Raw genomic sequence first — 24881 nt, 5'->3', positions numbered from 1 at the left:
TCGGGGATGAGGGGCTGGGCTTAGCCCAGCACCACATGTTCCACCACCAGTTGCGCCGTGCAGGCCCCGCGGAATTCATTGGCGTCCAGACGATAGGCCAGATGAACCTGTTCCTGACCATCGGGCCATTCCTCGGGATCGATATTGAAGGCCACCGCATTCACCCGTACCGAGCCGTCCACCGGCTGCAGGGTCAGGCGCAGGTGGCGACCATCTCCCAGGGGGCGACGCTCCCGTATATGGAACACGCCATCGAACAAGGGTTCCGGGAAACCCTGCCCCCAGGGGCCGGCGGCACGCAGGCGCTCGGCCGTCTCCAGATTGAGTTCATGATCAAGGAGGGGACCGTCGCTGTGAATGACCCCCTCCAGGTCGCGAGGGTCCATGGTCTCGCGAACGGTGTCCTCGAAGGCCTGCCGGAACGGCTCCAGATGATCCTCGGGCAGGCTCAGGCCCGCCGCCATGGCATGCCCCCCGAACCGGGTGATGAGTCCCGGATGACGGGTGGCGATGGCCTCCAGGGTGTCGCGGACATGCAGGCCGGGGATGGAGCGTGCTGACCCCTTGAGCGTGCCCTCCTCTGCCCGGGCAAAGGCGATCACCGGGCGATGCACCCGGTCCTTGATGCGCGAGGCCAGGATGCCGATCACCCCCTGGTGCCAGTCGGGCTCGTAGAGACACAGCCCGTGCCATTGGGTGAGTTCAGGATGTTCGGCCAGCAGGGTTTCCAGCGTGATCAGTGCCTGTTCCTGCATGTCCTTTTCCACCTCCCGGCGTTCCCGGTTCAGGTCATCCAGGGTCTGGGCCAGGGTGCGGGCCTGGGCAGGGTCATCGGTCAGCAGGCATTCGATACCGATGGACATGTCATCCATGCGACCGGCGGCGTTCAGGCGTGGGCCCACGGCAAATCCCACGTCCGAGGCCACCACCCGTGCCGGATTGCGCCCGGCCACCTCCAGCAGGGCCCGGATGCCGGGTACGGCACGTCCGGCCCGCATGCGTCGCAGACCCTGATCCACCAGTATCCGGTTGTTGCGATCCAGGGGCACCACGTCGGCCACCGTACCCAGGGCCACCAGGTCCAGCAAATCCGCCAGGTTGGGCTGGGCCACGCCGCGTCGGGTAAACCAGTCCGTGGTGCGCAACCGGGCGCGCAGTGCGGCCATCACATAGAAGATCACCCCCACCCCGGCCAGTGACTTGCTGGGAAATTCATCGCCCGGGAGGTTGGGATTCACCAGGGCGTCGGCAGGTGGCAGATCCTGGCCGGGCAGGTGGTGATCCGTGATCAACACCTTCATGCCCGCCGCCTGGGCGGCGGCCACCCCGTCCAGGCTGGAGATGCCGTTGTCCACGGTGATGAGCAACCGGGGTTCGCGCTCCCGGGCCACGGCGACGATCTCTGGGGTGAGCCCATAGCCGTATTCAAAGCGATTGGGCACCAGGTAATCCACCCGTGCCGCCCCCATGGCCCGCAAGGCCCGCAGCGCCAGGGCGGTGCTGGTGGCACCATCGGCGTCGAAGTCCCCCACCACGAGGATCGACCAGCCCTCTTCCAGTGCCTGATGCAGCAGGGCGCTGGCGGCCGCGACTCCGGATAGTGACTGGGTGGGTGCCAGGCCTGTCAGGGCATGATCCATCTGCGCTGGGTCCTGGATACCCCGATGCGCATAGAGGCGGGTGAGCAGATCGGCCCCCTGAGGAGTTTCGCTGGGGCGTTGCAGTCGTCGGCGAGCCTTCATGGGGTGTTACCTCCCAGCAGGTCATTCAATGAGCGGGGGCGACGCCAGAACTGCCAGCGCACCGTGGGGCCCATAACGGCAACCATGCCATCCCCGGCATGCACCTGAAGACTGCGCACTCTCCCCTGCTGGATGGCCTTGAGAAGCGGCTCGAACCACTGCCGCTCAAGAACCTCCATGCCCTTTCGCCACCCCTCGATGTCGTCGTAGGCTGCCGCAGCCCATAGATCCTCCAGGACCACCAGGTGCTCATCCCCCCTGCTGCCTTCCAGCACGGCATGAGCATTTTCAGGGAGCGGCTGGCAGGACACCTGGCCCCACTGGCATAGCCCCTCAAGCAACCGGCCCTGACCGAATGCGGCGGCCAGCGGCGCCTGGGCCGGCGTCGATGGCAGGGGATCCTGACCCCAGATCCAGAGGCTGTTGATGGGTTTGCGGCCCTGTCCTTCCCGCTCCTGGTTTACCGGGGCGGGATACAACAGCATCTGCAATTCATTCAGATCCTGCAGCCAGGCGTTGGCATGGGGGCCCTTCCTGGGCAAAAGTCGACCGATGCGCTGGCCGGCCGCCGCCGAGAGCGGCGTGGTTTCCAGACCCGGACCCGCATCGCCTGGGAGATGAATATGCCAGTGGTCAGGCGCCGAGACCTCCAGGGTCCAGGGTCGATGCGTGAAATGTTCATTCACCAGCGTCGCCAGTGCCTCGGCCTCAGGCCATGACAGATTCAGTTGGGAGGCCTCCGTCAGCACCAGGTCGTCGATGCCCGCCTCCAGGTACACGGGTTCCGCACACAGCCAGTGGCCGGTGAGCGGTTCGTCGGGATGGCAGGCCATGCGTGTCAGGGCGCCGGCGGGTATGCCTTCGCTGATACCAAAGAGCCGACACAGGGCCGTCTCGCGGGGCAAGTCCCGGGTGGGATGCAGATCCCCCCTGGACAACAGCCATTCCAACGCCGGGTAGCGTCCCACCTCTCCATAGGATGCGAGCCATTCCGGCACCTTGTGCAGCAGACCGGGGATGAACAGGTGCAGTGTGGGTTGGGTCACGGCGGCTCCTGATGAGTGCGCGGGATAAGGGGCGTGCAAGGTGCGCTGGATTTATTTGCCGGGCTGTTCAATCCTGTCCGGGTTGGCCCAGCGCGCCAGCACAAAGGCCAGCACGATCGCCGGTATGCCGATCAGGGCCGAGGAGACGAAAAACCAGAACCAGTCAATATGCTCCACCAGCAGACCGGTGAATCCGGCCAGGAACTGCCCGGGCAGGGTCATCAGGGAGCTGAACAGGGCGTACTGGGTCGCTGTATAGGCCGTATTGGTGAGGCTGGAGAGATAGGCGATGAACACCGAGATGGCCAGTCCACCACTGATGTTGTCCGCCATGATGGCCACCACCAGGCCATACGTCTCGGGGCCGAGCATGGCCAGCCAGGAGAAGGTCAGATTGGTGATCGGGGCCAGAAAGGCGGTGAAGATGAGCATGCGCATGATGCCATAGCGCACCACCAGAAGGCCGCCCAGGGCCGCCCCCGTGAGCGTCATGGCCAGCCCAAAGGCTGCGGCCACATTGGCGATCTGGGTCTTGGTGAAACCCAGGTCCAGATAGAAGGGGTTGGCCATCACCCCCATGAAGATATCGCTGATGCGGAAGGTGCCGATGAACAAAAGGATCAGCAACGCCACCCAGCCGAAACGTTTCATGAAATCGGCAAAGGGGCAGATCACCGCACCAATGAACCAGGCGGTCAGCCCCCGACGCCAGCCCTGATGGCGGGTGCGCTGCAGATAGTCCACCACCCGCTGTTCCATGCGCTGGGTGGTCTGATCCACGGTGACCTCGGGTTCGCGGATGATGAGCGTGGTGATCAGGCCCACCCCCATGAGCAGCCCCATCACGCCATAGGCAATGCTCCAGTTACCCACGGCGGCCAGATGCAGGGCCCCGGCCCCGGCGGCCAGCAGGGCCACCCGATAACCGAAGATGTAGGAGGCCGCCATGGCGCCCTGTCGATCCCGAGTGACTGCCTCGATGCGATAGGCATCAATGGCGATATCCTGGGTGGCGGAACCGAAGGCGGCCAGCACGGCCCAGACGGCCACCAGCCACAGATGCTGGGTGGGATCGGTCAGGGCCATGCCCAGCAACGAACCACCAATCACCACCTGCGCCAGGAGCATCCAGGCCCTGCGCCGTCCAAACCAGCGGGTGAGCAGGGGCAACGCCAGCCGGTCCACCACCGGGGCCCAGAAGATCTTGATGGAATGGGCCATGCCCACCCAGCTGAGAAAGCCGATGGCTGCCAGCTCCACCCCCAGGTCACGCAACCAGGCAGTGAAGGTGCCGCCCACCAGCAGCAGCGGCAGACCGGCGGCAAACCCCAGGAACAGCATGCCGATCACCCGGGGATGGCGATAGACGGCAAAGGCACTGCGCCAGCTGCGTTGAGTATGAGGGGTGTTCATCAGAGGCCGAATCAAAAAAGCCCGGCAAGGCCGGGCTTTTTGAGGACTTTTGGTCGGGGCGAGAGGATTTGAACCTCCGACCACCTGCACCCCATGCAGGTGCGCTACCAGGCTGCGCTACGCCCCGAAGAAGTGCCGCATTATAGGGAACTCAGGTCGACTTGGGAAGGGGCTATGCCGGCCTATTTATGCTCACCCGACTGGGGTGGTTTCTGCTTGAGGATCTGCAGTACCTCCTCCAGCTCGATACGCATCTGGCGGATGATCTGCTGGCTCTGGGTGGTGTCTTCCTTGGCTTCCTGGCCGGAGAGTTTCTGCCGGGCTCCACCGATGGTGTAACCCTGCTCGTAGAGCAGACTGCGGATCTGGCGAATCAGGATGACATCCTGACGCTGATAGTAACGACGGTTGCCGCGGCGCTTGACCGGCTTGAGGGATGGGAATTCCTGCTCCCAGTAGCGCAGCACATGGGGCTTCACCCCACACAGCTCGCTGACCTCGCCGATGGTGAAATAGCGCTTGCCGGGGATGGCCGGCAGTTCGCTGTTATTGCCCGCTTCCAGCATAAGACTCGACCCTCGCCTTGAGTTTTTGCCCGGGGCGGAAAGTCACCACGCGGCGGGCAGATATCGGGATCTCTTCGCCTGTCTTGGGATTTCGCCCGGGACGCTGGTTCTTGTCGCGAAGCGTAAAATTGCCGAAACCCGACAATTTTACCTGTTCGCCTCGCTCCAGCGCAGTGCGCACTTCCTCAAAGAACAACTCGACGAGTTCCTTGGCCTCACGCTTGTTGAGCCCCAACTCATCGAAGAGTTGCTCTGCCATTTCCGCCTTGGTCAGTGCCATTGCTCAAGCCCTGAGGGTCGCCCCAACCTCTTTTTGTAATTTGTCCACGACAGCAGCGATCATGTCGTCCACCTGACTGTCGGTTAGAGTGCTGGATAAATCCTGTAAAATCAAGCCCAAAGCCAGGCTTTTTCTTCCTTCAGGTACACCTTTTCCGGTATACACATCGAACAGGCTCACCTGTTGAAGGGCGCTGTAGTCCATGGACTCGATCACCTGCACCACCCGGGCGGCCGGCACGGCCTCATCCACCAGCACTGCCAGGTCCCGACGGATGGCCGGGAACCGGCTCTGCCCCCGGAACCTGGGCACGTGACCCCGGCTGATGGCCTCCAGCTTCAACTCGAACAGATACATGCTGGTGTCCAGGTCCAGCCAGTCTTCCAGGTCCGGGCTCAGGGTGCCTGCCCAACCGACGACCTGGCCATCCAGGCGCAGCTCGGCGGACTGACCGGGATGCAGGGCCGGATGCTCACAGGCCTGCCATTGCACGCGTCGCTCCAGGCCAGCCAGCCCCAGCAGAGACTCCACATCCCCCTTCATGTCGAAGAAGTCGGCGGTGCGGTCCGGCTGTCCCCACTGATTGGGCCATGCCGGGCCACAGACCAGCCCTGCAATCATCTTTTCCTGTTTGAGCTCATTACCTTCGGGCACAAAACTCAGGCCGATTTCGAACAGGCGCAAGCGCTCCTGCTGGCGATTGAGATTGTATTGTGCCGCCTTCACCAGCCCCGGCCACAAACTGGTACGCATCACCGCCAACTCCGAGGAGATGGGATTGGCGAGCTTCAACGGGGCCACGCCCGGGGCAAAGCGGGCCTGCAACTCCTGATCCACAAAGCTGAAGGTCACTGCCTCCAGATAACCCAGATCCGTCAGGCAGGCACGCATGCGACGCGCCGGCACCCGCGCCTCGTCCAGCCAGGTCACCTGGGGTTGTACCGCAGGCAGTTGAGTGGGCAGATCGTCGTAACCGTGTACCCGGGCAATCTCTTCCACCAGATCTGCCTCGATGGCCAGATCGAAGCGGAACGACGGGGGGGTCACCTGCCAGGAGGTCTGCGCATCGTTTACCTGGCAGCCCAGACGGGTCAGGATCTCCTGCATGGCCTGCGGGCTGATGTCCGCACCCAGCAACTCATTGGTACGCACAGGCCGAAATTCGATCGTGTTGCGCACCGGAAGATGCCCTTCACTCTGGGTAACCTGTGCGGGCCCCGGCTGCCCTCCAGCAATCTCACAGAGCAGCTGCGTGGCACGTTCCAGGGCCCGGGACGGCAGTTCAGGATCCACACCCCGTTCAAAACGATGGGAGGAATCGGTATGCAAACCATGGTGACGGGCCCGACCCGCCACTGCCATGGGGGCAAAGTGGGCCGATTCCAGGAAGACATCCCGGGTAGCGTCGGTCACTCCGCTGGTCGCACCGCCCATGATGCCCGCCAGGGCCAGGCACTTCTGCTCGTCGGCGATCACCAGATCATCACCGCTCAGGGTGAGATCCTTCGCATCCAGAAGCTTGAGCACTTCGCCCTCATGGGCCCGGCGCACGATGAGGGTGCCCCGCAATACCGACAGATCGAAGGCATGCATGGGCTGACCCAGTTCCAGCATCACGTAATTGGTCACATCCACCAGGGGCCCCAGACTGCGGATACCAGCGCGGCGCAGCCTTTCCTGCATCCAGATGGGCGTGGGTGCGGTGGCGTCCACGCCACGCACCACCCTGCCGGCGTAACGGGGGCAGTCCGCGGGGGCATCCAGGCGCACCGGGAAGGTGTCATCGCAGGCGGCCTCAACCGGCGTGGTTTCCACGGCCTTGAGTGGCTTCTTCGTCAGGGTGGCCACCTCACGGGCGACCCCCGACAGGCTCAGGCAGTCGGCCCGGTTGGGAGTCAGGTCCACCTCAAGAATCTGGTCATCCAGGCTGAGGAGTTCGCGCAGGTCCTGCCCCACGGACGTATCCGCCGGCAGTTCCATCAGGCCATCGCTGGCCTCGGACAGGCCCAGTTCACGGGCAGAGCAGAGCATCCCGTGGGATGGGGCACCCCGTAGCTTGACCTTCTTGAGCTTGAAATCATTGGGCAGCGTGGCACCCACCGGCGCAAAGGGAACCTTCATCCCCTCGTAGACATTGGGGGCACCACAGACCACGGGTACCGGTTCGCCGCCGCCATCGTTCACCAGGCACAGACGCAGTTTATCGGCGTCCGGATGCGGCTTCACCGAGAGCACCTGCCCCACCACAACACCGGTAAACGAACCGGCCGCGGGTTCGATGGCATCCAGTTCCAGGCCGGCCATGGTCAGGCGATGCCCCAGTTCTTCCACGGTCAGGCCATGGTCCACCCACTGGCCGAGCCAATGATTGCTGATTCTCATGAATGACTACCCTTTAACTAGACGAACTGGCGCAGGAAGCGGACGTCGTTATCGAAGAACAGACGCAGGTCGTTCACGCCGTAGCGCAGCATGGCCATGCGTTCCACCCCCAGGCCGAAGGCAAAGCCGGTGTAGCGTTCGCTGTCGATGCCCACATGCTCGAAGACATTGGGATGCACCATGCCGCAGCCCATGACCTCCAGCCAGCCGGTGTGCTTGCACACCCGGCACCCGTTTCCGCCGCAATGCACGCACTGGATGTCCACTTCAGCCGATGGCTCGGTGAAGGGGAAGTAGGACGGCCTGAAGCGCGTCTGCAGGTCGTCCTGCTCGAAAAAGGCTTTCAGGAAGGCATCCAGCACGCCACGCAACTGGGCAAAGGTGACGCCCTCATCCACCAGCAGTCCTTCCACCTGGTGGAACATGGGGCTGTGGGTCAGATCGGAGTCGCAGCGATACACGCGCCCCGGGGCAATGATGCGAAGCGGCGGAGCCTGCCCCTCCATCACCCGCACCTGCACCGGCGAGGTGTGGGTGCGCAGCAGGGTGCCGGCGTCGAAATAGAAGGTATCGTGCATCGCCCGGGCCGGGTGATGCGAGGGAATATTGAGGGCCGCGAAGTTGTGGTAGTCGTCCTCCACCTCCGGGCCTTCGGCAACATGGAAACCAAACTGCCCCAGCAATTGCTCCATGCGCTCAATGGTCAGCGTGACCGGATGCAGGCCACCCGACTCCTGGCGACGTCCCGGCAGGGTGACATCCACTGTCTCGGAGGCCAAACGTGCCTCACGGGCGGCCGCTTCCAGCACGCTGCGCTGCTGATCCAGGGCGTGATTGACCAATTGCTTGGCCTGATTGATGGCCTGCCCCGCCTGCTTGCGGTGTTCCACCGGCAGGGATCCGAGGGTCTTGAGTTGCTCGGTGATCACGCCCTTCTTGCCCAGAAAGTGGACGCGCAGGTCTTCGAGATTGCGCAGATCCTTGGCGCCCTTGATGGCATTGAGCGCCGCTTCGGTCAGTTTGGAGAGGGATTCCACGTGATGCTTTCCGTCGTTGGCAGTGAAAACAAAAAAGGGGAAAGGCAAGGCCTTTCCCCTTTTACGTCGCGCGCCCCCTAAGGGTGCAAATTAAAGGGCAGCCTTGGCCTTTTCGGCAATGCGACCGAAAGCGGCAATGTCATGCACGGCCAGATCGGCCAGCACCTTGCGGTCGATTTCGATTCCAGCCTTGTCCAGGCCGTGAATCATGCGGCTGTAGGACAGGTCGAACTGGCGGGCAGCCGCATTGATACGGGCAATCCACAGGGCGCGGAACTGGCGCTTACGCTGACGACGGTCGCGATAGGCATACTGACCGGCCTTGGTGACGGCCTGGACAGCAACGCGATAGACGTTACCGCGGGCACCATAGTAACCCTTCGCCTTCTTCAGCACCTTTTTGTGCCGGGCGTGGGCGGTTACACCTCTTTTGACTCGGGGCATCTCTCGTACTCCTGATGAAGAATCGGTTTAGCGGTGGGGCAGCATCTGGCGAACGGCAGCCACATCCGAAGGATGGACATGGGAGGCCGCGCGCAAATGGCGCTTACGCTTGGTGCTCTTCTTCGTCAGGATGTGACGACGATGGGACTGGCCGCGCTTGAACGCGCCCGCCCCGGTCTTGGTGAAGCGCTTGGCGGCGCCCCGGTTGGTCTTCATCTTCGGCATCTTCGAACTCCTGGTAAGGCCGCCTTCACGGCGGTCCTGTTGATCAGGACACACAGGTGTACCGGAACCCGTGCATCCGTTTTATTCATCACTTCTTCTTCGGGCCGAGCACCATGATCATCTGGCGACCTTCCATCTTGGGCCGCTGCTCCACGGTGGCAAGCTCTTCCAGATCCTTCTCGATCCGGTCCAGCAGCTTGCCGCCCAATTCCTGGTGGGCCATTTCACGACCACGGAAGCGGATGGTGACCTTGCACTTGTCGCCGTGTTCCAGAAACCGGGTGAGATTTCGGATCTTGACGTTATAGTCGCCCTCATCGGTGCCCGGGCGAAACTTCACTTCCTTGATCTGAACCTGTTTCTGATTCTTCTTGGCAGCTTGCGTCTTCTTGCTCAGCTCGAACTTGAACTTGCCGTAATCCATTACCCGGCAAACCGGTGGATCTGCGGTGGGCACGATCTCGACCAGGTCGAGTTCAGCCTCTTCGGCAATCTTCATGGCGTCGCGAGTCTGCATGACCCCCAGGTTTTCTCCGTCCTCGGCGATGAGGCGGACCTGCGGGACGCTGATCTGCTCGTTCAGTCGGTTCTCTTTTCCAGCGCTGATACTTTAATCCTCCACAATGGTTCGGCCGCGATCTGCCACTTCCCGGGACAAACGCTGGATGAGGGCATCCAGGTCCATGGTTCCCAGGTCTTGCCCGGTGCGGGACCTTACGGCCACGGATCGGGTTTCCATCTCCCGGTCTCCCAAAACCAGAAGGTAGGGCACCCGCTGCAAAGTGTGCTCGCGGATTTTAAAGCCGATCTTCTCGTTTCTCAAGTCCATTTCAGCTCTAAGGCCTTGCGCTCGCAGGGTTTGCACCACTTCCCGGGCATAATCGTCCTGCCGATCGGTGATGGTGAGCACCTGGGCCTGCACGGGTGCCAGCCAAAGGGGGAAGGATCCAGCGTAGTGTTCGATGAGCACGCCGAAGAAACGTTCCACGGAGCCCAGCAGGGCGCGGTGGACCATGATGGGACGACGGCGCTGATTGTCATCGGCCACATATTCCAGATCGAACCGTTCCGGCAGGTTGAAATCCAGCTGCACGGTGGAGCACTGCCACTGACGGCCAATGGCGTCGCGGATCTTGATGTCGATCTTCGGGCCATAGAAGGCGCCACCACCTTCATCCAGCTCATACTCCAGGCCCTTCTTCTCCAGGGCAGCCCGCAATGCCGCGGTGGCATGCTCCCAGATATGGTCCGAACCCACCGCCTTGTCGGGGCGCGTGGACAGGTTGATGTCAAAGTCATCGAAGCCGAAGGCCCGCAGCACATCCAGGGTGAGATCCAGGATGCGCAGGATCTCATCCTCGATCTGGTCCTCACGGCAGAAGATGTGGGCGTCGTCCTGGGTGAACCCGCGAACCCGCATCAGTCCATGCAGGGCACCGGACATCTCCCGGCGATAGACCGTACCCATCTCCGCCCAGCGCAGGGGCAGATCCCGGTAGGAACGCAGACGATCCTTGTACACCAGCACGTGGAACGGGCAGTTCATGGGTTTGAGCTGGAAGGCCTGGTTATCGTCTTCCATGGGTTCGTACATGGACTCGCCGTAGAAGTCGGCGTGACCGGAGGTCTTCCACAGTTCCAGGTTGGCAATATGCGGGGTGTAGAGGAATTCGTAGCCCGCCCGCTCATGCATGTCGTACCAGAACTGCTCCACCACACGGCGGATGCGGGCCCCGTTGGGGTGCCAGAACACCAGGCCGCCGCCGGCCTCGTCCTGGATCGAGAACAGGTTCAGCTCCTGGCCAATGCGACGATGGTCCCGGCGCTCCGCCTCGGCCAGGCGGTGCAGGTAGTCTTCCAGCTGCTGCTTGTTGGGCCAGGCGGTGCCGTAGATGCGCTGGAGCATTTCGTTTTTGGAATCGCCCCGCCAATAGGCACCAGCCACCTTGGTCAGCTTGAAGGCCTTGAGCTTGCCGGTGCTGGGTACGTGGGGGCCACGGCACAGATCCACGAAGTCGCCCTGGGTGTACAGGGAGATGTCCTCGTTCTGGGGGATGTCCTCAATGATGCGGGCCTTGTATTCCTCGCCCTGGGCACGGAAGAACTCCGCCGCCTCATCCCGGGGCATCACTCGACGCTCAACGGGAATGTCGGCCTTGGCCAGCTCCTTCATCCTGGCCTCGATCTTCTCCAGATCTTCCGGGTGGAAGGGCCGTTCGAAGGCGAAATCGTAATAAAAGCCATCATCGATCACCGGACCGATGGTCACCTGGGCGCTGGGGAACAGGCTCTTCACAGCATGGGCCATGAGGTGGGCGGTGGAATGACGGATCATTTCCACCCCTTCAGGATCGCGGTCGGTGACGATGGCCAGACGGGCATCCTCATTGATGCGATGGCTGGCATCCACCAGGCGACCATCCACCTTGCCGGCCAGGGTGGCCTTGGCCAGACCACGACCGATATCGGCGGCCACATCGGCCACGCTTACGGGTTCGTCAAAGCGGCGCTGGCTTTCGTCGGGAAGGGTGATTACGGGCATATCAGGAGTCTCCTGCGCCGACCTGTACGCGGGGTCGTGCGCGTTGCTGTATTCGGGGGTGATCCCCACTAAAAAGGCCGCAAACCATGGGCCCGTCAGGGGCGGGGTTTGCAGCCTGGGCTGCGTATCGTTTCTCCCGGAGGGATTGAATCCGAGAATAGTGGTCAGGCTAAAGGATTACGGCCCTCAAGACAAGGCGGTTCAGCGGCGGCGGGCGGGACGTTGCAGGGCCCGAACGGCGATGGATCGACAGGAGGCGGCATCATGCCCACCCTCGGCAATGGCCTGTAAGGCCTTGACCAGATCGACGATCTGCTCACCGTAACGAATGCCGTCGATACAGACCGACTCAGGGCGGTGCCGGTCGGCGCCGGTAATCTGGATCTCGCGGGGAATGCCAGGGTCATTCTCCGGCTCCGCATTTTCCTCCTCGTCTGAAGCCTGGGAACCCGGGTCAGGAGTGGGTGCCTCGGGCGGTGCGTCCCCGTAGCCCTCGTCGCGGACCCGGTCCATGATCACCTGACGTTCACCATCGGTGAACCGCGTCCAGGCGGCGATTTCCAGGATGGTGCGGCCGCAGCCGATGCACCGACCCTCTTCAGTCTGGCAAACATGGATGCACGGGCTCTGCATAAGATCAAAAGGCTCCTTGGGATCGCTGGCCGCCCTCATCCTAACCCGGGCGCTTTCCATGAACATGAATGAATCACCACCCCTCAGGTACCGCAGAAGGTCTGGTGGACGCGTTCCTCCGGCCGGGCCGGCAGCATGAAGGCCTCCTCGCCGGGATGTTCATCAAATGGCTGCGTGACAAGGCCAAGCAGATGCTCGAACGGACCAAAGTCCGCCTCGGTGACGGCGGCAACAATGGCCTGCTCCACGCGATGGTTGCGCGGGATGTACGCCGGGTTCGCGCGCCGCATGCGGGCCCCGCGCTCACCTGCCCCATCGGGTTCACGGGCCACCCGGGCCTGCCAGCAGGGCAGCCAGACATCGAAGGGCTGGGCATGATTGAACAGGGACCTGACACGGGTATGGACCTCCACACCCGCGGCCAGGTCACTCAGATGACGGAAGGTCAGGGTGAAGTCTGCTTCCTGCTTGCGCATCACATCCAGCAGTTCACGCACCAGTTCCAGATCGCTGTCTTCTTCCGTCTGAAGTCCCAGCTTGCTGCGCATGCCGGCCAGCCAGTGCGTGGAGATCCTGGACGGGAAGGCCTCCAGGATCTGCGTGGCCTGGTCGATGGCCCTGGATGCGTCATCATCGATCAGTGGCAGCAGGGTCTCAGCCAGTCGGGCCAGATTCCATTGGGCAATCTCCGGTTGATTGGCGAAGGCATAGCGTCCCCGCTGATCGATGGAACTGAACACGGTGCCGGGATGGTAGGTATCCATGAAGGCGCAGGGACCATAATCAATGGTCTCCCCGGAGACGGCCATGTTATCCGTGTTCATCACGCCATGGATGAAGCCCACCAGCATCCAGCGGGCCACCAGTTCGGCCTGACGCTCGGCCACCGACTCCAGCAGGGCAAGATACGGGGACGATGCCCCCTGGGCATCGGGATAATGATGCTCGATCACATGATCCGCCAGGGACCTTACTGCGGCGTGATCACCGCGTGCCGCAAAGTATTGGAAGGTACCCACGCGGATGTGGCTGCGGGCCACCCGGGTCAGCACGGCGCCGGGCAACGGCTCCTCCCGATACACAGCCTCACCGGTGGTGACCATGGCCAGGGCCCGGGTGGTGGGAATGCCCATGGCATGCATGGCTTCGCTGAGCAGATATTCGCGCAACACAGGCCCTAGTGCCGCACGACCATCCCCCCTTCGGGAAAACGGTGTAGGGCCGGCCCCCTTGAGCTGAATATCCCGTCGTGCCCCCGTCGGATCCACCACCTCACCCAGCAGCAGGGCCCGACCATCGCCCAGCTGCGGCACGAAGTGGCCGAACTGATGACCTGCGTAGGCCATGGCCAGGGGCTCGGAGCCAGGCAGCAAGGTATTGCCAGCCAGCGTCTGAGCCCACCCCTCCTCCGACAGGGCGTCCGGGTCGATGCCCAGCTCTCGACACAACCCTGCATTGAGGGCCTTGAGCCGGGGGGATGCCACGGGCGTTGGGTTCATACGGGCAAAGAAGCGCTCCGGCAAGCGGGCGTAGCGATTGTCGAAGGCCACAGGGGACGTCATGGATTCCAGCACGGGCGCAGTGGACATGGTGCAACCTTCCAAGTGTCGTGGATGGACAATACCTGATTAGAATCCTCAGATTAACATCAATCCACCCCACGATCACGGCGGCGTTGACGCCAGAGCCTGACGGCACTGGGTGCCAGGGCCAGCAGGGCCAGCCCCGCCAGGGGCAACAGCAGTGAAGGCCTGAACACATCGGACGGGCTCAGATCTTCCACCTGAGCCAGGTTGGACAGGCCCTCACCCAGACTGGCGACCACGAACGATATGGGGACGAGCCCCAGGAAGGTCGCAATCCATACGTGCCGGAAGGGAATGGGAAAGACCACCGGCATCAGGTTGATGATCCACGCGGGCACAATGGGGAACAGCCGGGCGGCCAGGATGAAATTGAAGCCGTTGGTGGCCACCGTGTCCTCGAAGCGCGCCAGGTGACTCCCCCAGCGTCGATGAATGGCATCGAAAAACAACCATCGTCCCATGGCCCCCACCATCACGGCGCTGAAGGCCGACCCCAGGGCGCTCAACACCGCCCCGACCGGGGCCCCGAACAGAAACCCACCAGAGAGCATGAGCAGAAATCCGCCGGGAAACGGCGTGACCTTGCCAAAGGTCACCACCAATACATAAATGACTCCAGCCAGCACCGGGCGGGCATCCACTCCAGAGACCAGTTGCCCCTGAAAACCGCCCACCCAGCGAACGATGTCGCCCCCAAACTGGAATGCAACCCACGTGGCCGTACCCAGGAACACGCCCAGCAGACCCAGAATCCAGGGCAGGTATCTTGCGGGGATAGGCAGGATCAAGGCCCCTCACTGACACATGATGGATTCAGTTGGACGATTGCCACGGTCACATGCCCCCCGTCCGCCCCCCGATACGGATACTTCTCCAGAATCATGCGCCCCTGCCCTGCTCCGGAAGCCAGAATGGCAGCGGCCTCCGCCACCGAGGCGGTCCCCGTGAGCTGACGCAGCCGTTCGGACGGATGGGGTACGTGGACCCCAGCCAGGGCCTCGGACGGATAGGCATGCACTGCCCAACCTCGTTCCGAGGCCAGAGTGGTGATGGCAGGCTCCCGTGCCCGGGCATCCAGGGTGGCCAGGACAACGACGGCCTCCAGGCACGCGCCCACCCGCCCCAGAGCCTCACGCAGAGCGGCCTCCAGGGTCTCTCGGGATAGGTTTCGCTGACACCCGAGCCCCACCAGCAGACCAGGCGAATCACTTGAGGGGCACAGGGGTGGGAGAGGACATTCGGGCATTACGTAAAACCAAGCTTTTCAAGGGGGCTTTTTTCCCCATGGCTGATAATGTGTATCATGAAAATCAGGCTCAAGCAGCCGGGCGCGACTTCAAAGGCGCCTCAAATTCTGTATGGAGGGTATCAATGAGTAAGCATTTCAAGCGCAATCTTCCCAAAATGTTGGCCGGCAGCTGCCTGGCCTTTGGCCTGGCGGCTGTCCCATTTGCCGCTGCCGCTGACAAAGGCCGGGTGAATATTCCCTACGTGGAATGGGCCGACGCCGTGGCCAGCACCAACGTGATGCGCGTGGTCCTGGAAGAAGCCGGTTATGACGTGCGCACCACTTCCGTGAGTGCCGCCGCCATGTGGCAATCCGTGGCCACGGGCGACCAGGATGTCTTCGTGGCCGCCTGGCTGCCCACCACCCACGCCAGCTATGTGGAAGAAGTGGGTGACCGCGTGGAAGATCTGGGACCGAACCTGGAAGGCACCCGGATTGGCATGATGGTCCCCACCTACGTGGAGATTGACTCCATCGATGAGCTCAATGATAACGCTGCACGTTTCGGTCGTCAGATCATCGGCATCGACCCAGGCGCCGGCATCATGAGCACCACCGAGACGGTCATCGATGAATACGACCTGAATCTGCGTCTGGTGGAAGGTTCCGACGCCACCATGACCGGCGTGCTCTCCAACGCCATTCGCACCGACGACTGGGTGGTGGTCACCGGCTGGACCCCGCACTGGAAGGAAGGTCGCTGGGACCTGAAGTACCTGGAAGATTCCAAGGGCGTGTTCGGCGGTGAAGAGGCCATTCACACGGTGGTGCGCACCGGCCTGAAGGACGACATGCCTGAAGCCTACGCCATCCTGGATAACTTCCAGTGGACCACGGACCAGGTGGCCGACCTGATGGTCATGAACGAAGAAGGCGGTGACCCCTACGAAAACGCCAAGAAGTGGGTGGAGCAGAACCGCGATGTGGTAGACGCCTGGCTGCAGTAAGACCTGCGCCAGGTCCTGGCCCCTTTCCCGAAAGCGGGAGAGGGGCTTTTTACTTTACCGGACCTTACCGGGGCTCCAGCCGATAGAGCCCGCCATCGGATTCATCACTGAGCACGTAGAGATAACCATCCGGCCCCTGACGTACATCCCGCACGCGCCCCACATCCTTGTGCAGCAACTCTTCCGCGTGAATCACCGTTTGATCCTCCACCACCAGCCTCAGAATCCGCTGGGCACGTAACCCCCCGGCCAGCAGGTTGCCATCCCAGGCTGAAAAGCGGTCGCTGTCCACCACGGCCAACCCGGAAGGCGCCAGCGTGGGCAGGAACTCGAACACCGGATCAGTCATGTCTTCCTTGCGACGGGCCTCGGCATCCGGGAACTGCTCCTCGGTGCGATAATCCCGGCCCAGGGTCACCTTGGGCCAACCATAGTTGTTGCCCGCTTCGATCAGGTTGAGTTCATCGCCGCCGCGGGGGCCGTGATCCGTCGCCCAGACCTCCCCCGTCTGCGGGTGCAGGGCGATCCCCTGGATGTTGCGCAGGCCGTAGGCATGGATTTCCGGCGCGTAGGCATCATCCCCCACAAACGGGTTGTCATCCGGCACGGAGCCATCATCGTTCAGCCTCACCACGCTCCCCGAATGATCCAGGGTATCCTGTGCCCGGGGAGGCTCGGCGCCCCGATCGCCGATGGTCATCAGCAAGGTGCCATCCTCCAGGAACAGCACCCGGGAGCCGTAATGGCGGCCCGGCTGCGTGTACTCGTTGGATTCGAACAGATGTTCCACGTCCACCAGCTCGTGGCCCTCCAGCCTGGCCCGTATCAGAGCGGGAACCGTGCCCTGCCGATCCCCCTTGGAGTAGGTAATGTAGATCCAGCCGTTATCCTCGTGGGCCGGGTGCAACACCACATCCAGCATGCCTCCCTGATTGGTGGCGTGAAAGTCCGGCAGGCCCGTGACACGGGTCTTGGTACCCTCATCGATCACCACCATCCCCTCCGAGCGCTCAGTCACCAGCTTGCGTCCATCCGGCAGAAAGGCCACGGCCCAGGGATGCGAGAGCCCGGAGGCCACCCTCACCAGGTTAAAACTCTGGTATTCAGTGCTGATCCCTTCCCTCACCACTTCCTGGGCGGAGACCGTACCCGCAACACCCATGGCGATTGCCAACGCCACGGACAGCTTGTGATAACGATGCCTCATGCTGTGGTACCTCCACTTCTTCGACTTGTGCAGCCTTAGAAAGACCAGCGCTCCACATGTTCCACCGGTTGGCGTTCCCCCAGGGTCTTCATGCCCTTCACGGAGCGCACGATGAGCCAGATGGCCCAGAACAGCAGGACAAGCCAGCCGATGAATACCGCAGTGAGCAGAATACCCGGGATCAGAAAAGCCAGGCCCATCCAGAAGGTGCGGATCTGGAACCGGTAATGCGTCTTGATCCAGTCCGGGGCCGAGCCCTGGTAGATATAGGCGATGATCACCCCGATGATGCCGGTGAAACTGACAAAGGGCCCCAGGATATAAAGGATGTAGACCACCTTGGGCATCAGCAGATCATCCGAATGTGGGTTGGGGCTCACGGGCGCGGGGGTTTCTTCTGCCATTGGTCCTTACTCCTGAAACACGGGTGAAGGTCCAGCATACTCAATCCAGGTCTCCCGGGGTAAGATGCGGCCAAGGATGAAACTCGCCCCTTCCAGATCCTGTCCCTGATAGGGAAACCAGCAAACGATGGGAGTTCTCATGGCATTCGATACCGAACAGGAACCTGGCATCACCAAATCCGTCGCCCCCCAGACCCGGGGCTTTCGCCTCAACCACTGCATGCTGCGCATCAAGGACCCGGAGCGTGCCCTGGCCTTCTACAGCCAGGTGTTCGGCATGCGTCTGCTGCGTCGCCTGGATTTTCCCGAACTGGAGTTCTCGCTGTACTTCCTGGCCCGACTCGAGGACGGCAAGCCCCCCCGGAGGATGAGGCGAAGCGGACCGAGTGGACCTTCAACCAGGAAGGCATCCTGGAACTCACCCATAACTGGGGCACGGAAAAGCAGGCGGATTTCAGCTACCACGATGGCAACTCGGAGCCCCAGGGGTTTGGGCACATCTGCTTCTCGGTGCCGGATCTGGACGTGGCCGTGCGCTGGCTGGACGACAATCAGGTGCCGTTCGTCAAGCGCCCGGACGAAGGTGGCCTGAAGGACGTGGCCTTTGTCACCGACCCGGATGGCTACTGGATCGAGATCATCGAACCCGCCCGCCTGAGGGGCATGGGGCGTCGCTGAGGGCATGCCCTGCCCCCTGTGCGGGAAGTCACGCCCCTGGCTCTACGCTCACGTGAACACGAGCGACTATTTCCTGTGCAGTGACTGCCGTCTGGTCTGGCTCGACCCGGTGCGCTGGCTCTCCGTTGCGGGAGAGAGGGAGTACTATGCCAGCCACCGCAATGATCCCGGGGATGCCGGTTACCGTGCGTTTCTGTCGCGCCTGAGCGACGCCCTCTGGCCCCGGTTGAGCGCCGGGGCCAGAGGCCTGGATTACGGTTGCGGTCCGGGGCCTGCCCTATCGCGGATGCTGGAAGAAAAGGGCTTTCCCACCCGGTATTACGACCCGGTCTTCTTCCCGGATCAGGCTGCCCTGACCCAGCACTACGATTTCATCACCTGTAGTGAAACCGCCGAGCATTTCCGGGCCCCGGGGCTGGAGTTCGAGCGCCTGAGCGCCCTGCTGCGCCCGGGAGGGTGGCTGGGGGTGATGACGGGTTTTCGTCCCGCAGACGCGCATTTTCCCCGCTGGCATTACCGGCGCGACCCTACCCACATCTGCTTCTACTCACCAGACACCCTGGCCTGGATTGCCCGGCGCCATGGCTGGCGACTGGAGATTCCGACGCAGAATATCGCCCTGTTTCACAATTGAGGCCCTCACACCCCCACTCGCGTAAAGTCCTCTGCCTCCTCCACCGGAGGCGGAGAAAATTCCAGAAACGTCCGGTAAAGATGCTGAGGGTCACCCACCCCCTGCCCGGAACTGGAACGCAATAACCCCAGAATGATGAACAACACGTTCGTGCGCTCCGGGAAGGCCCCCAGGTCCGACCCCTCGGAGTGCTCAAGATACCGACTGATCAGGGTTTCCGCCTTGCGGTGCTCCCCATGCATGATCTGCAGGGCCACCAGGTCATACAGCACACCCAGCGTCATGCACTGACTGACGTTCTCCAGGCGCCTCAGAACACCGTAGGCCTGGGAAAGGTCATCCAGGGCGGCCCGGAAGTTGCCCAGCGACTTGTGCAGGCAGGCCAGGTCCACCATGGCCTTGAATACCTCCAGATGGTCCGGGCCGTGGTGGTGCCGCTTGCGTTCCAGCACCCGGCGCAGCCAGGCCTCCGCCTCGGAAGGCTGCTGGGATTCGAAATAGGCCAGGGCCAGGTCGCGCATGAGGATCATGATATTGCTCTCCTCGACGCCGCTCGCCTGTTCGGCCAGCTCCAGCGAGCGCTGGAAGTGTTTGATGGCCTCCTGGCGCTCCCCCCGGGCCAGATAATCGGTGGCAATCTGGTGCATCAACTCGGCCAGCATGGCGTGGTCAGGGCCACGCACCAGGCGCGCGCGGGCCAGCACCAGATCGCCATCCCCGCGCTGCCCCTCCCCCTGCAGGATGACCACCCGGGGCACGTTGTCGTACAGCCAGGGGTTGTCGGTCAGCGTCCAGTAGGGACCCTTGTCATCGATGGAAAAGATCGAGTCATCCAGGGAGCGCCGCAGACTGATCCCCTTGCGGGTGTACAGCGACTTCAGCTCCTTCTCGCTGGGTAGACGCCAGTCCTTGAACCGGCCCTGCCCCTGGCCGGTATTCACCCGCGCCGGCAGGGCCGCGGCCAGTTCGGCATCATGCAATTGGGGCGTACCCGTGAAGATGCCCCCGGCATGCCAGCGTTCGCCCACGGAATGGCAAAACCAGTGCAAGCCGGTGCGCACATCCATCACGGTGCCGTCATTGAGGCTGATGTACCGCTCCCGATGCCCCGCCAGTTCCGGGCTGAGGGCATAGGAATAATGGTAGACGTAGTTCCTGGAACTGGCGCCGCCCGGCTGGGCGGACTGATCCGCCAGCTTGCGTACGGTGCGCTGCTCGGCAATCCATTCGTCGTGGGCGCGGCGCTGGTCCGGGTCGGAGAGCACGTTGTAGGCATCATTGAGGATCTTGGTGACCCGCTCCGCCTTCTCCCGCTGCTGCTGGTTCTTGTCCGGATGCCATTTCTGTGAAAGAAACTTGTACGCCCCCCTTATGACCTCCTGACTGGCATTCTCGGTCACCTGCAGGTTTTCATAGTGGGTTCTTAGCCGCTTCATGCTGTCCCGGTACTCAAGGTGGATGGTGCTGCGCTGGCGCAGCGCAGATCATAGCCAACTTGAGCGCCCGGGACGAACCCCTGACCATCCAGGGCCCGGGATTTGAACTTGGCGGGCACATATCCTCTAATGGCATGATAAGTTATGTTGCGCTAACGCAAACCCTCATCGGGAGACAAGGTTGAGCAGGATGGATGCGATTGAATCTGATCTGGTCATTATCGGTGGCGGCGGCGCCGGGCTACGGGCGGCCATCGCGGCCGCTGAGTCAGACCCGGAGCTGACCATTTCCCTGGTCTCCAAGGTGGTCCCCATGCGCAGCCACACCGTGGCCGCCGAAGGGGGAGCCGCCGGGGTGATCCACCCGGACGACACCCTGGACAAGCACTTCGAAGACACCGTTTCCGGCGGTGACTGGCTGTGCGAACAGGATGTGGTGGAATACTTCATCGGCCAGTGCACCCGGGAACTGACCCAGCTGGAACATTGGGGCTGCCCCTGGAGCCGCCAGGACGATGGCGGCATCAATGTGCGCTATTTCGGGGGCATGAAGTCGCCACGCACCTGGTTTGCCGCCGACAAGACCGGTTTCCATATCCTCCACACCCTGTTCCAGACCTCGCTCAAGTACCCGTCCATCCGGCGCTTTGATGAATTCTTCTGCACGGATCTGCTGGTGGAAGATGGGCGGGTCCAGGGGGTGCTGGCCTTCAACATCGCCACCGGCGAGAGTGTACTGCTGCGCTGCAAGGCGGTGATCCTGGCCACCGGTGGGGCCAGTCGCGTCTTCGGGCAGAACACCAATGCCGGCATCGTCACCGGTGAGGGCATGGGAATGGCCTATGCCCAGGGTGTTCCCCTGCGGGACATGGAGTTCGTGCAATGGCACCCCACGGCCCTGCCCGGCTCAGGCATCCTGATCACCGAGGGGGCCCGCGGTGAAGGCGGCATCCTGCTGAACAAGGACGGTTACCGCTATCTGCAGGACTACGGCATGGGCCCGCTGGATCCCTGGCCTCGCCCACGGGCCATGGAACTGGGCCCCCGCGACCGGGTTTCCCAGGCCTTCTGGCACGAGGATCAGGCCGGTCGCACGATCAACACACCCAACGGCAGCGCCGTGCATCTGGACCTGCGGCATCTGGGCGAGAAGAAGATCATGGAACGCCTGCCCATGATCCGTGAACTGGCACTCACCTTCGCCGCCACCGATCCGGTGGACAGCCCCATCCCCGTCCGGCCTGCCGTGCACTACACCATGGGCGGCGTACCCTGCGACGTGAATGGTGCCACCCCGCTGCAAGGCCTGTTCGCCGCCGGCGAATGCGCCAGCGTGGGCATCCACGGCGCCAACCGGCTGGGCTCCAACTCGCTGGCCGAGCTGCTGGTCTTCGGTCGCGCCGCTGGCGAGTCGGCGGCACGACTGGCCCGGGAGACCACCACCGCGCCCGCCAACCTGGAAGCCCAGGCAAACGAGGCCGAAGCCCGGCACCTGAAGATGCTCGATACCACCGAGGGCGAACGGGTGGCGGTGATACGCGCGGAAATGCACGACATCATGGAGTCCGGCGTCGGCATCGTCCGCGATGCCGAGCGCATGGGGCAGGCCTGCGAACGCCTGTCGGCCCTGCGGGACCGCTATCACCGGGGCGTGAAGCTGGATGACCGGGGGCGCTGCTTCAATACCGAATGGCTCACCGCCATCGAACTGGGCCACACCCTCCAGGTGGCCGAGGCCATGGCGCATTCGGCCCTGGCGCGCAAGGAGTCAAGGGGCGCGCATTTGCGCCAGGATGGGTTCGAAAAACGCGATGATGACAACTTCCTCTGCCACTCCCTGGCCCACCACCAGGGCGACGGGCCACCCCGCATTTCCCATGCACCCGTCACCATCACCCGCTCCAGCCCGCGTGAGCGTATCTATGGTCGCGACAGCCAGCCCGATCAGCCAGCGCGGGAGGAATAAGACATGACCCAGACCCGCACCATTGTCATTGAATGCCTGCGTTTTCATCCGGAGACCGACGAGGCCCCTTACTACCAGAGCTACGAGGTGCCGTTCACGGCGGAGATGTCCGTGCTTGAGGGCCTGCAGTACATCAAGGATCACCTGGATGGCACCCTGACCTTCCGCTGGTCCTGCCGCATGGCCATTTGCGGCAGCTGCGGCTGCATGGTCAACAACGAACCCGTACTCAGTTGCCAGACCTTTCTGAGGGACTACCATCCGGCGCGCATCCGGGTGGAGCCGTTGGCCCATTTCCCCATCCTGCGGGATCTGGCCATCGACCAGACGGACTTTCTCGCCAAGCTGGAGTCGGTGCACCCCTACCTGATCCCGTCGGCCGATGACGATCCAGGTGATCAGCCGCGCAACCAGACACCGGATCAGATCCAGGATTACCTGGGCTATGCCCAGTGCATCAACTGTCTGTTGTGCTATGCCGCCTGTCCCCAGTACGGTCTCAATGAGGCGTTCACCGGCCCGGCAGCCCTGGCATTGCTGCACCGTTACAACGCCGACTCCCGGGATGCAGGCGAGGCACAGCGCATGGAAGTGATCAACGCCGAGGAAGGCGTCTGGGGCTGTACCCTGGTGGGGGAATGCTCGGAGGTATGCCCCAAGCACGTGGACCCGGCCCGGGCCATCAATCAGAACAAGATCGCCAGCACCCAGGACTACTTCCTGCGGTTTCTCAAGCCGAGGGGGCGCCGATGAACCAACCCAGAACCTACACCCGCGGCATGCAGCGCTGGTGGCTGCGCCGCCCCAGTTACCGGTTTTACCTGCTGCGCGAGGGCACCAGTGTGGTCATCGCCCTGTACGGGGTGTTCCTGCTGATAGGCATGGCCACCCTGGCCGTGGGGCCGGGGGCCTTTGAAGCCTGGCGCGGCCTGCTGTTCTCGCCGCTGTCCTGGTTGCTGCACCTGGTGGTACTGGCCGCCTTCACGTTCCACGCCTGGACCTGGTTCAAGGTGTTGCCATTGACCGTGCCGCCCGTAAAAACGCGCCGGTTTCCCCGGGGATTCTCCGATGTCACCCTGAACCGCGTGGCCCTATGGGCCTGGGGTGTGGTGTCCCTGGTGATCCTGGTCGCTGCCATAAGAGGTCTGCAATGAAGCCCCGCTCACATGAACCCATCTTCTGGTCCCTGTTCGGCGGCGGCGGCATGCTGGCGGCCCTGGTGGGGCCCATCCTGGTATTGATCGTGGGGCTGCTGGTGCCCATGGGCATGGGTTTCGGCCCCGATGCCATGGGCTATGAGCAGATGCGCGGGCTGCTGGGGCATCCGCTGATCGGATTCGGGCTGGCCATACTCATCGCCCTGTTCTTTTTCCATGCAGCCCATCGCATCCTGCACACCCTTCATGACCTGGGTGTGCACGCCTCCGAGCGGCTCAAGCTGATCTGCTACGGATCGGCCGCGGGCGGCTCGGCCCTGGCACTGCTGGTGGCACTGGTGCTGGTGGTGAGGGGCTGATCGGCCTCCCAACCCACCACCTGGGGCACGCCGGATACTTCGTTCAGGGCTGAACGAACACGACTCCAGTCCACCCGAGCATCGCGCTCCCCCACCGCATCCATGACCTTGGCCACGGCCTCGTCCATGCCCTTGGCATCGTCCTCCAGCTCTTCCAGCGGCGGGTGGGCTTCCAGATAGAGAAGCCCCTTCCGCCAGCCCACCTTGATGGGCTGGTTGACGATATTCACCGACGTGCCCAGGGAAACCCGGGAATACAGTTCGCCGATATCGTCGTTGTCCATGCGGATGCAGCCATGGGTGGAGCGCATGCCAATGCCGGTGGACCAGTTGGTGCCGTGTATCAGGTAGCTGGGTCGACTCAGGCGGATGGCATAGTCTCCCATGGGGTTATCCGGGCCTGGCGGCACCACACGGGGCAGTTCCTCGCCCCGCTCGGCATAGGCCTTACGCACCGAATCCGGCGGCGTCCAGCTGGGGTTTTCCCGCTTTTCAATCACATCCAGGGTGCCCACCGGCGTGCCCCAGTCCATGCGACCAATGCTCACCGGATAGCTCATCACCCGGGACTCATCCCGGGGAAAGTAGTACAGGCGCATCTCGGGCAGGTTGACCACGATGTCCTGCCTCCGGGCATCGGGCAAGATGAACTTGTGTGGCAACAGGATCCGGGTGCCCTCCCCGGGGATCCAGGTATTGACCTCGGGATTGGCCCGACGGATGGCCTCGAAACCCACCTGGTGACGACGAGCCACATCGATGAGGGTGTCCTCGTAGGCCGCCTCCGCGTGACTGAGTTCACCCACCACATCCATACCCTCAGTAATGGGCCAGGCTCTTTCAATAGCGAGCAACGGTCCATTGATCAGGCACAGCCCCAGGGCCAGACACCATGAACGGTAGCTCATG

25 protein-coding genes, 1 tRNA gene and 1 pseudogene are annotated in these 24881 nt (G+C 62.9%); 7 read left to right on the top strand and 20 right to left on the bottom strand.

Translation table 11 applies throughout. The features are described 5' to 3' along the window. Window positions 1-20: 20 nt before the first annotated feature. From recJ to ECTOBSL9_RS12950, 16 genes are all read right to left on the bottom strand, one after another. Entirely contained in the window at window positions 21-1742 is a 1722-nt protein-coding gene (recJ, locus tag ECTOBSL9_RS13025) for a single-stranded-DNA-specific exonuclease RecJ (RefSeq protein WP_063465400.1), read from the bottom strand. Next, window positions 1739-2788 (bottom strand): hypothetical protein, encoded by a 1050-nt coding sequence (locus tag ECTOBSL9_RS13020; RefSeq protein WP_063465399.1) that lies wholly within the window; start codon window positions 2786-2788, stop codon window positions 1739-1741. The genes recJ and ECTOBSL9_RS13020 overlap by 4 nt, the downstream gene beginning before the upstream one ends. 51 nt (window positions 2789-2839) lie before the next feature. Beyond that, on the bottom strand, window positions 2840-4201 hold the full coding sequence (locus ECTOBSL9_RS13015; RefSeq protein ID WP_063465398.1) for an MFS transporter: 1362 nt from the start codon (window positions 4199-4201) through the stop codon (window positions 2840-2842). A gap of 50 nt (window positions 4202-4251) precedes the next feature. Beyond that, a tRNA-Pro gene (locus ECTOBSL9_RS13010) sits at window positions 4252-4328 on the bottom strand. 55 nt (window positions 4329-4383) lie between these two features. After that, a complete protein-coding gene (locus ECTOBSL9_RS13005) occupies window positions 4384-4767 on the bottom strand; it encodes a MerR family transcriptional regulator (protein WP_063465397.1) in 384 nt (127 codons plus the stop codon). Beyond that, window positions 4748-5047, bottom strand: coding sequence for an integration host factor subunit alpha (gene ihfA / locus ECTOBSL9_RS13000; protein WP_025281356.1), 300 nt, complete (start codon window positions 5045-5047; stop codon window positions 4748-4750). Before ihfA ends, ECTOBSL9_RS13005 begins: the two co-directional genes overlap by 20 nt. Window positions 5048-5050: 3 nt before the next feature. Further along, window positions 5051-7429 (bottom strand): phenylalanine--tRNA ligase subunit beta, encoded by a 2379-nt coding sequence (gene pheT, locus ECTOBSL9_RS12995; RefSeq protein WP_063465396.1) that lies wholly within the window; start codon window positions 7427-7429, stop codon window positions 5051-5053. Window positions 7430-7446: 17 nt separating this feature from the next. Then, window positions 7447-8466: a phenylalanine--tRNA ligase subunit alpha gene (gene pheS, locus ECTOBSL9_RS12990; protein ID WP_063466199.1), complete on the bottom strand. Its 1020-nt coding sequence runs from the start codon at window positions 8464-8466 to the stop codon at window positions 7447-7449. A 90-nt stretch (window positions 8467-8556) separates the two neighbouring features. Further along, the gene (gene rplT, locus ECTOBSL9_RS12985) at window positions 8557-8910 is read right to left on the bottom strand and encodes a 50S ribosomal protein L20 (protein ID WP_025281353.1); all 354 of its coding nucleotides are present in this window, start codon (window positions 8908-8910) and stop codon (window positions 8557-8559) included. A gap of 27 nt (window positions 8911-8937) precedes the next feature. Next, entirely contained in the window at window positions 8938-9135 is a 198-nt protein-coding gene (gene rpmI, locus ECTOBSL9_RS12980) for a 50S ribosomal protein L35 (RefSeq protein WP_063465395.1), read from the bottom strand. An 88-nt stretch (window positions 9136-9223) separates the two neighbouring features. Continuing rightward, a complete protein-coding gene (gene infC / locus ECTOBSL9_RS12975; RefSeq protein ID WP_082829932.1) occupies window positions 9224-9742 on the bottom strand; it encodes a translation initiation factor IF-3 in 519 nt (172 codons plus the stop codon). Window positions 9743-9745: 3 nt separating this feature from the next. Further along, the gene (gene thrS, locus ECTOBSL9_RS12970) at window positions 9746-11677 is read right to left on the bottom strand and encodes a threonine--tRNA ligase (protein WP_063465393.1); all 1932 of its coding nucleotides are present in this window, start codon (window positions 11675-11677) and stop codon (window positions 9746-9748) included. 201 nt (window positions 11678-11878) lie between these two features. Next, the gene (locus ECTOBSL9_RS12965) at window positions 11879-12310 is read right to left on the bottom strand and encodes a DUF1289 domain-containing protein (protein ID WP_063465392.1); all 432 of its coding nucleotides are present in this window, start codon (window positions 12308-12310) and stop codon (window positions 11879-11881) included. A gap of 83 nt (window positions 12311-12393) precedes the next feature. Further along, entirely contained in the window at window positions 12394-13899 is a 1506-nt protein-coding gene (locus tag ECTOBSL9_RS12960; RefSeq protein ID WP_063466198.1) for a YdiU family protein, read from the bottom strand. 59 nt (window positions 13900-13958) lie between these two features. Beyond that, window positions 13959-14684, bottom strand: a complete 726-nt coding sequence (locus ECTOBSL9_RS12955) for a TVP38/TMEM64 family protein (RefSeq protein ID WP_240480984.1) — start codon at window positions 14682-14684, stop codon at window positions 13959-13961. Beyond that, window positions 14681-15142 carry a cobalamin biosynthesis protein gene (locus tag ECTOBSL9_RS12950; protein ID WP_063465391.1) on the bottom strand — a complete coding sequence of 154 codons (462 nt, stop codon included), beginning with the start codon at window positions 15140-15142 and terminating at the stop codon, window positions 14681-14683. Before ECTOBSL9_RS12950 ends, ECTOBSL9_RS12955 begins: the two co-directional genes overlap by 4 nt. Window positions 15143-15300: 158 nt before the next feature. Here ECTOBSL9_RS12950 and ECTOBSL9_RS12945 point away from each other — a divergent pair, with 158 nt between their 5' ends. Continuing rightward, window positions 15301-16131, top strand: coding sequence for a glycine betaine ABC transporter substrate-binding protein (locus ECTOBSL9_RS12945; protein WP_063466196.1), 831 nt, complete (start codon window positions 15301-15303; stop codon window positions 16129-16131). Between the two features lie 64 nt (window positions 16132-16195). Here the strand turns inward: ECTOBSL9_RS12945 and ECTOBSL9_RS12940 are convergent, their stop codons facing one another. Together ECTOBSL9_RS12940 and ECTOBSL9_RS12935 are read right to left on the bottom strand one after the other, a co-directional pair. Beyond that, complete coding sequence (locus tag ECTOBSL9_RS12940; protein WP_063465390.1) at window positions 16196-17338, bottom strand: PQQ-dependent sugar dehydrogenase; 1143 nt, start codon at window positions 17336-17338, stop codon at window positions 16196-16198. A gap of 35 nt (window positions 17339-17373) precedes the next feature. Further along, a complete protein-coding gene (locus tag ECTOBSL9_RS12935; RefSeq protein ID WP_240480983.1) occupies window positions 17374-17742 on the bottom strand; it encodes a hypothetical protein in 369 nt (122 codons plus the stop codon). A gap of 139 nt (window positions 17743-17881) precedes the next feature. Between ECTOBSL9_RS12935 and gloA the strand changes: the two are divergent. Together gloA and ECTOBSL9_RS12925 are read left to right on the top strand one after the other, a co-directional pair. Further along, window positions 17882-18420 (top strand): annotated as a pseudogene (gene gloA, locus ECTOBSL9_RS12930) (lactoylglutathione lyase). Window positions 18421-18472: 52 nt separating this feature from the next. After that, window positions 18473-19054, top strand: coding sequence for a class I SAM-dependent methyltransferase (locus ECTOBSL9_RS12925; RefSeq protein ID WP_205631969.1), 582 nt, complete (start codon window positions 18473-18475; stop codon window positions 19052-19054). A gap of 5 nt (window positions 19055-19059) precedes the next feature. On the opposite strand, the gene ECTOBSL9_RS12920 is transcribed toward ECTOBSL9_RS12925, so the two are convergent. Then, window positions 19060-20490 (bottom strand): tetratricopeptide repeat protein, encoded by a 1431-nt coding sequence (locus tag ECTOBSL9_RS12920; protein WP_063465388.1) that lies wholly within the window; start codon window positions 20488-20490, stop codon window positions 19060-19062. A gap of 190 nt (window positions 20491-20680) precedes the next feature. On the opposite strand from ECTOBSL9_RS12920, the gene frdA reads away from it, so the two are divergent. From frdA to frdD, 4 genes are read left to right on the top strand one after another with little or no spacing between them, the layout of a single operon-like run. Then, window positions 20681-22456, top strand: a complete 1776-nt coding sequence (gene frdA / locus ECTOBSL9_RS12915; protein WP_063465387.1) for a fumarate reductase (quinol) flavoprotein subunit — start codon at window positions 20681-20683, stop codon at window positions 22454-22456. A gap of 3 nt (window positions 22457-22459) precedes the next feature. Beyond that, window positions 22460-23209 carry a succinate dehydrogenase/fumarate reductase iron-sulfur subunit gene (locus ECTOBSL9_RS12910; RefSeq protein WP_063465386.1) on the top strand — a complete coding sequence of 250 codons (750 nt, stop codon included), beginning with the start codon at window positions 22460-22462 and terminating at the stop codon, window positions 23207-23209. Continuing rightward, complete coding sequence (locus tag ECTOBSL9_RS12905; RefSeq protein WP_063465385.1) at window positions 23206-23610, top strand: fumarate reductase; 405 nt, start codon at window positions 23206-23208, stop codon at window positions 23608-23610. Before ECTOBSL9_RS12910 ends, ECTOBSL9_RS12905 begins: the two co-directional genes overlap by 4 nt. Further along, window positions 23607-23972 (top strand): fumarate reductase subunit FrdD, encoded by a 366-nt coding sequence (gene frdD / locus ECTOBSL9_RS12900; protein WP_063465384.1) that lies wholly within the window; start codon window positions 23607-23609, stop codon window positions 23970-23972. Before ECTOBSL9_RS12905 ends, frdD begins: the two co-directional genes overlap by 4 nt. On the opposite strand, the gene ECTOBSL9_RS12895 is transcribed toward frdD, so the two are convergent. Beyond that, window positions 23903-24880: a L,D-transpeptidase family protein gene (locus ECTOBSL9_RS12895; RefSeq protein ID WP_082829931.1), complete on the bottom strand. Its 978-nt coding sequence runs from the start codon at window positions 24878-24880 to the stop codon at window positions 23903-23905. The genes frdD and ECTOBSL9_RS12895 overlap by 70 nt on opposite strands. Window position 24881 lies beyond the last annotated feature (1 nt).

The organism is Ectothiorhodospira sp. BSL-9 (genome assembly GCF_001632845.1).
In the GTDB taxonomy this organism is placed as follows: Bacteria; Pseudomonadota; Gammaproteobacteria; order Ectothiorhodospirales; family Ectothiorhodospiraceae; genus Ectothiorhodospira.
This window is presented reverse-complemented; position numbering and strand designations above follow the sequence as displayed.

Bases quoted from the DNA above. Each gene is read 5' to 3' on its own strand.
- ECTOBSL9_RS13015 (WP_063465398.1), bottom strand. From the start codon at position 4,201: ATGAACACCCCTCATACTCAACGCAGCTGGCGCAGTGCCTTTGCCGTC.
- ECTOBSL9_RS12920 (WP_063465388.1), bottom strand. From the start codon at position 20,490: ATGAAGCGGCTAAGAACCCACTATGAAAACCTGCAGGTGACCGAGAAT.
- frdA (WP_063465387.1), top strand. From the start codon at position 20,681: ATGGATGCGATTGAATCTGATCTGGTCATTATCGGTGGCGGCGGCGCC.
- ihfA (WP_025281356.1), bottom strand. From the start codon at position 5,047: ATGGCACTGACCAAGGCGGAAATGGCAGAGCAACTCTTCGATGAGTTG.
- recJ (WP_063465400.1), bottom strand. From the start codon at position 1,742: ATGAAGGCTCGCCGACGACTGCAACGCCCCAGCGAAACTCCTCAGGGG.
- rplT (WP_025281353.1), bottom strand. From the start codon at position 8,910: ATGCCCCGAGTCAAAAGAGGTGTAACCGCCCACGCCCGGCACAAAAAG.
- pheT (WP_063465396.1), bottom strand. From the start codon at position 7,429: ATGAGAATCAGCAATCATTGGCTCGGCCAGTGGGTGGACCATGGCCTG.
- ECTOBSL9_RS12965 (WP_063465392.1), bottom strand. From the start codon at position 12,310: ATGCAGAGCCCGTGCATCCATGTTTGCCAGACTGAAGAGGGTCGGTGC.
- ECTOBSL9_RS12910 (WP_063465386.1), top strand. From the start codon at position 22,460: ATGACCCAGACCCGCACCATTGTCATTGAATGCCTGCGTTTTCATCCG.
- ECTOBSL9_RS12945 (WP_063466196.1), top strand. From the start codon at position 15,301: ATGTTGGCCGGCAGCTGCCTGGCCTTTGGCCTGGCGGCTGTCCCATTT.
- ECTOBSL9_RS13005 (WP_063465397.1), bottom strand. From the start codon at position 4,767: ATGCTGGAAGCGGGCAATAACAGCGAACTGCCGGCCATCCCCGGCAAG.
- ECTOBSL9_RS12905 (WP_063465385.1), top strand. From the start codon at position 23,206: ATGAACCAACCCAGAACCTACACCCGCGGCATGCAGCGCTGGTGGCTG.
- ECTOBSL9_RS12950 (WP_063465391.1), bottom strand. From the start codon at position 15,142: ATGCCCGAATGTCCTCTCCCACCCCTGTGCCCCTCAAGTGATTCGCCT.
- ECTOBSL9_RS12935 (WP_240480983.1), bottom strand. From the start codon at position 17,742: ATGGCAGAAGAAACCCCCGCGCCCGTGAGCCCCAACCCACATTCGGAT.
- ECTOBSL9_RS12940 (WP_063465390.1), bottom strand. From the start codon at position 17,338: ATGAGGCATCGTTATCACAAGCTGTCCGTGGCGTTGGCAATCGCCATG.
- frdD (WP_063465384.1), top strand. From the start codon at position 23,607: ATGAAGCCCCGCTCACATGAACCCATCTTCTGGTCCCTGTTCGGCGGC.
- rpmI (WP_063465395.1), bottom strand. From the start codon at position 9,135: ATGCCGAAGATGAAGACCAACCGGGGCGCCGCCAAGCGCTTCACCAAG.
- ECTOBSL9_RS12960 (WP_063466198.1), bottom strand. From the start codon at position 13,899: ATGTCCACTGCGCCCGTGCTGGAATCCATGACGTCCCCTGTGGCCTTC.
- thrS (WP_063465393.1), bottom strand. From the start codon at position 11,677: ATGCCCGTAATCACCCTTCCCGACGAAAGCCAGCGCCGCTTTGACGAA.
- ECTOBSL9_RS12895 (WP_082829931.1), bottom strand. From the start codon at position 24,880: ATGAGCTACCGTTCATGGTGTCTGGCCCTGGGGCTGTGCCTGATCAAT.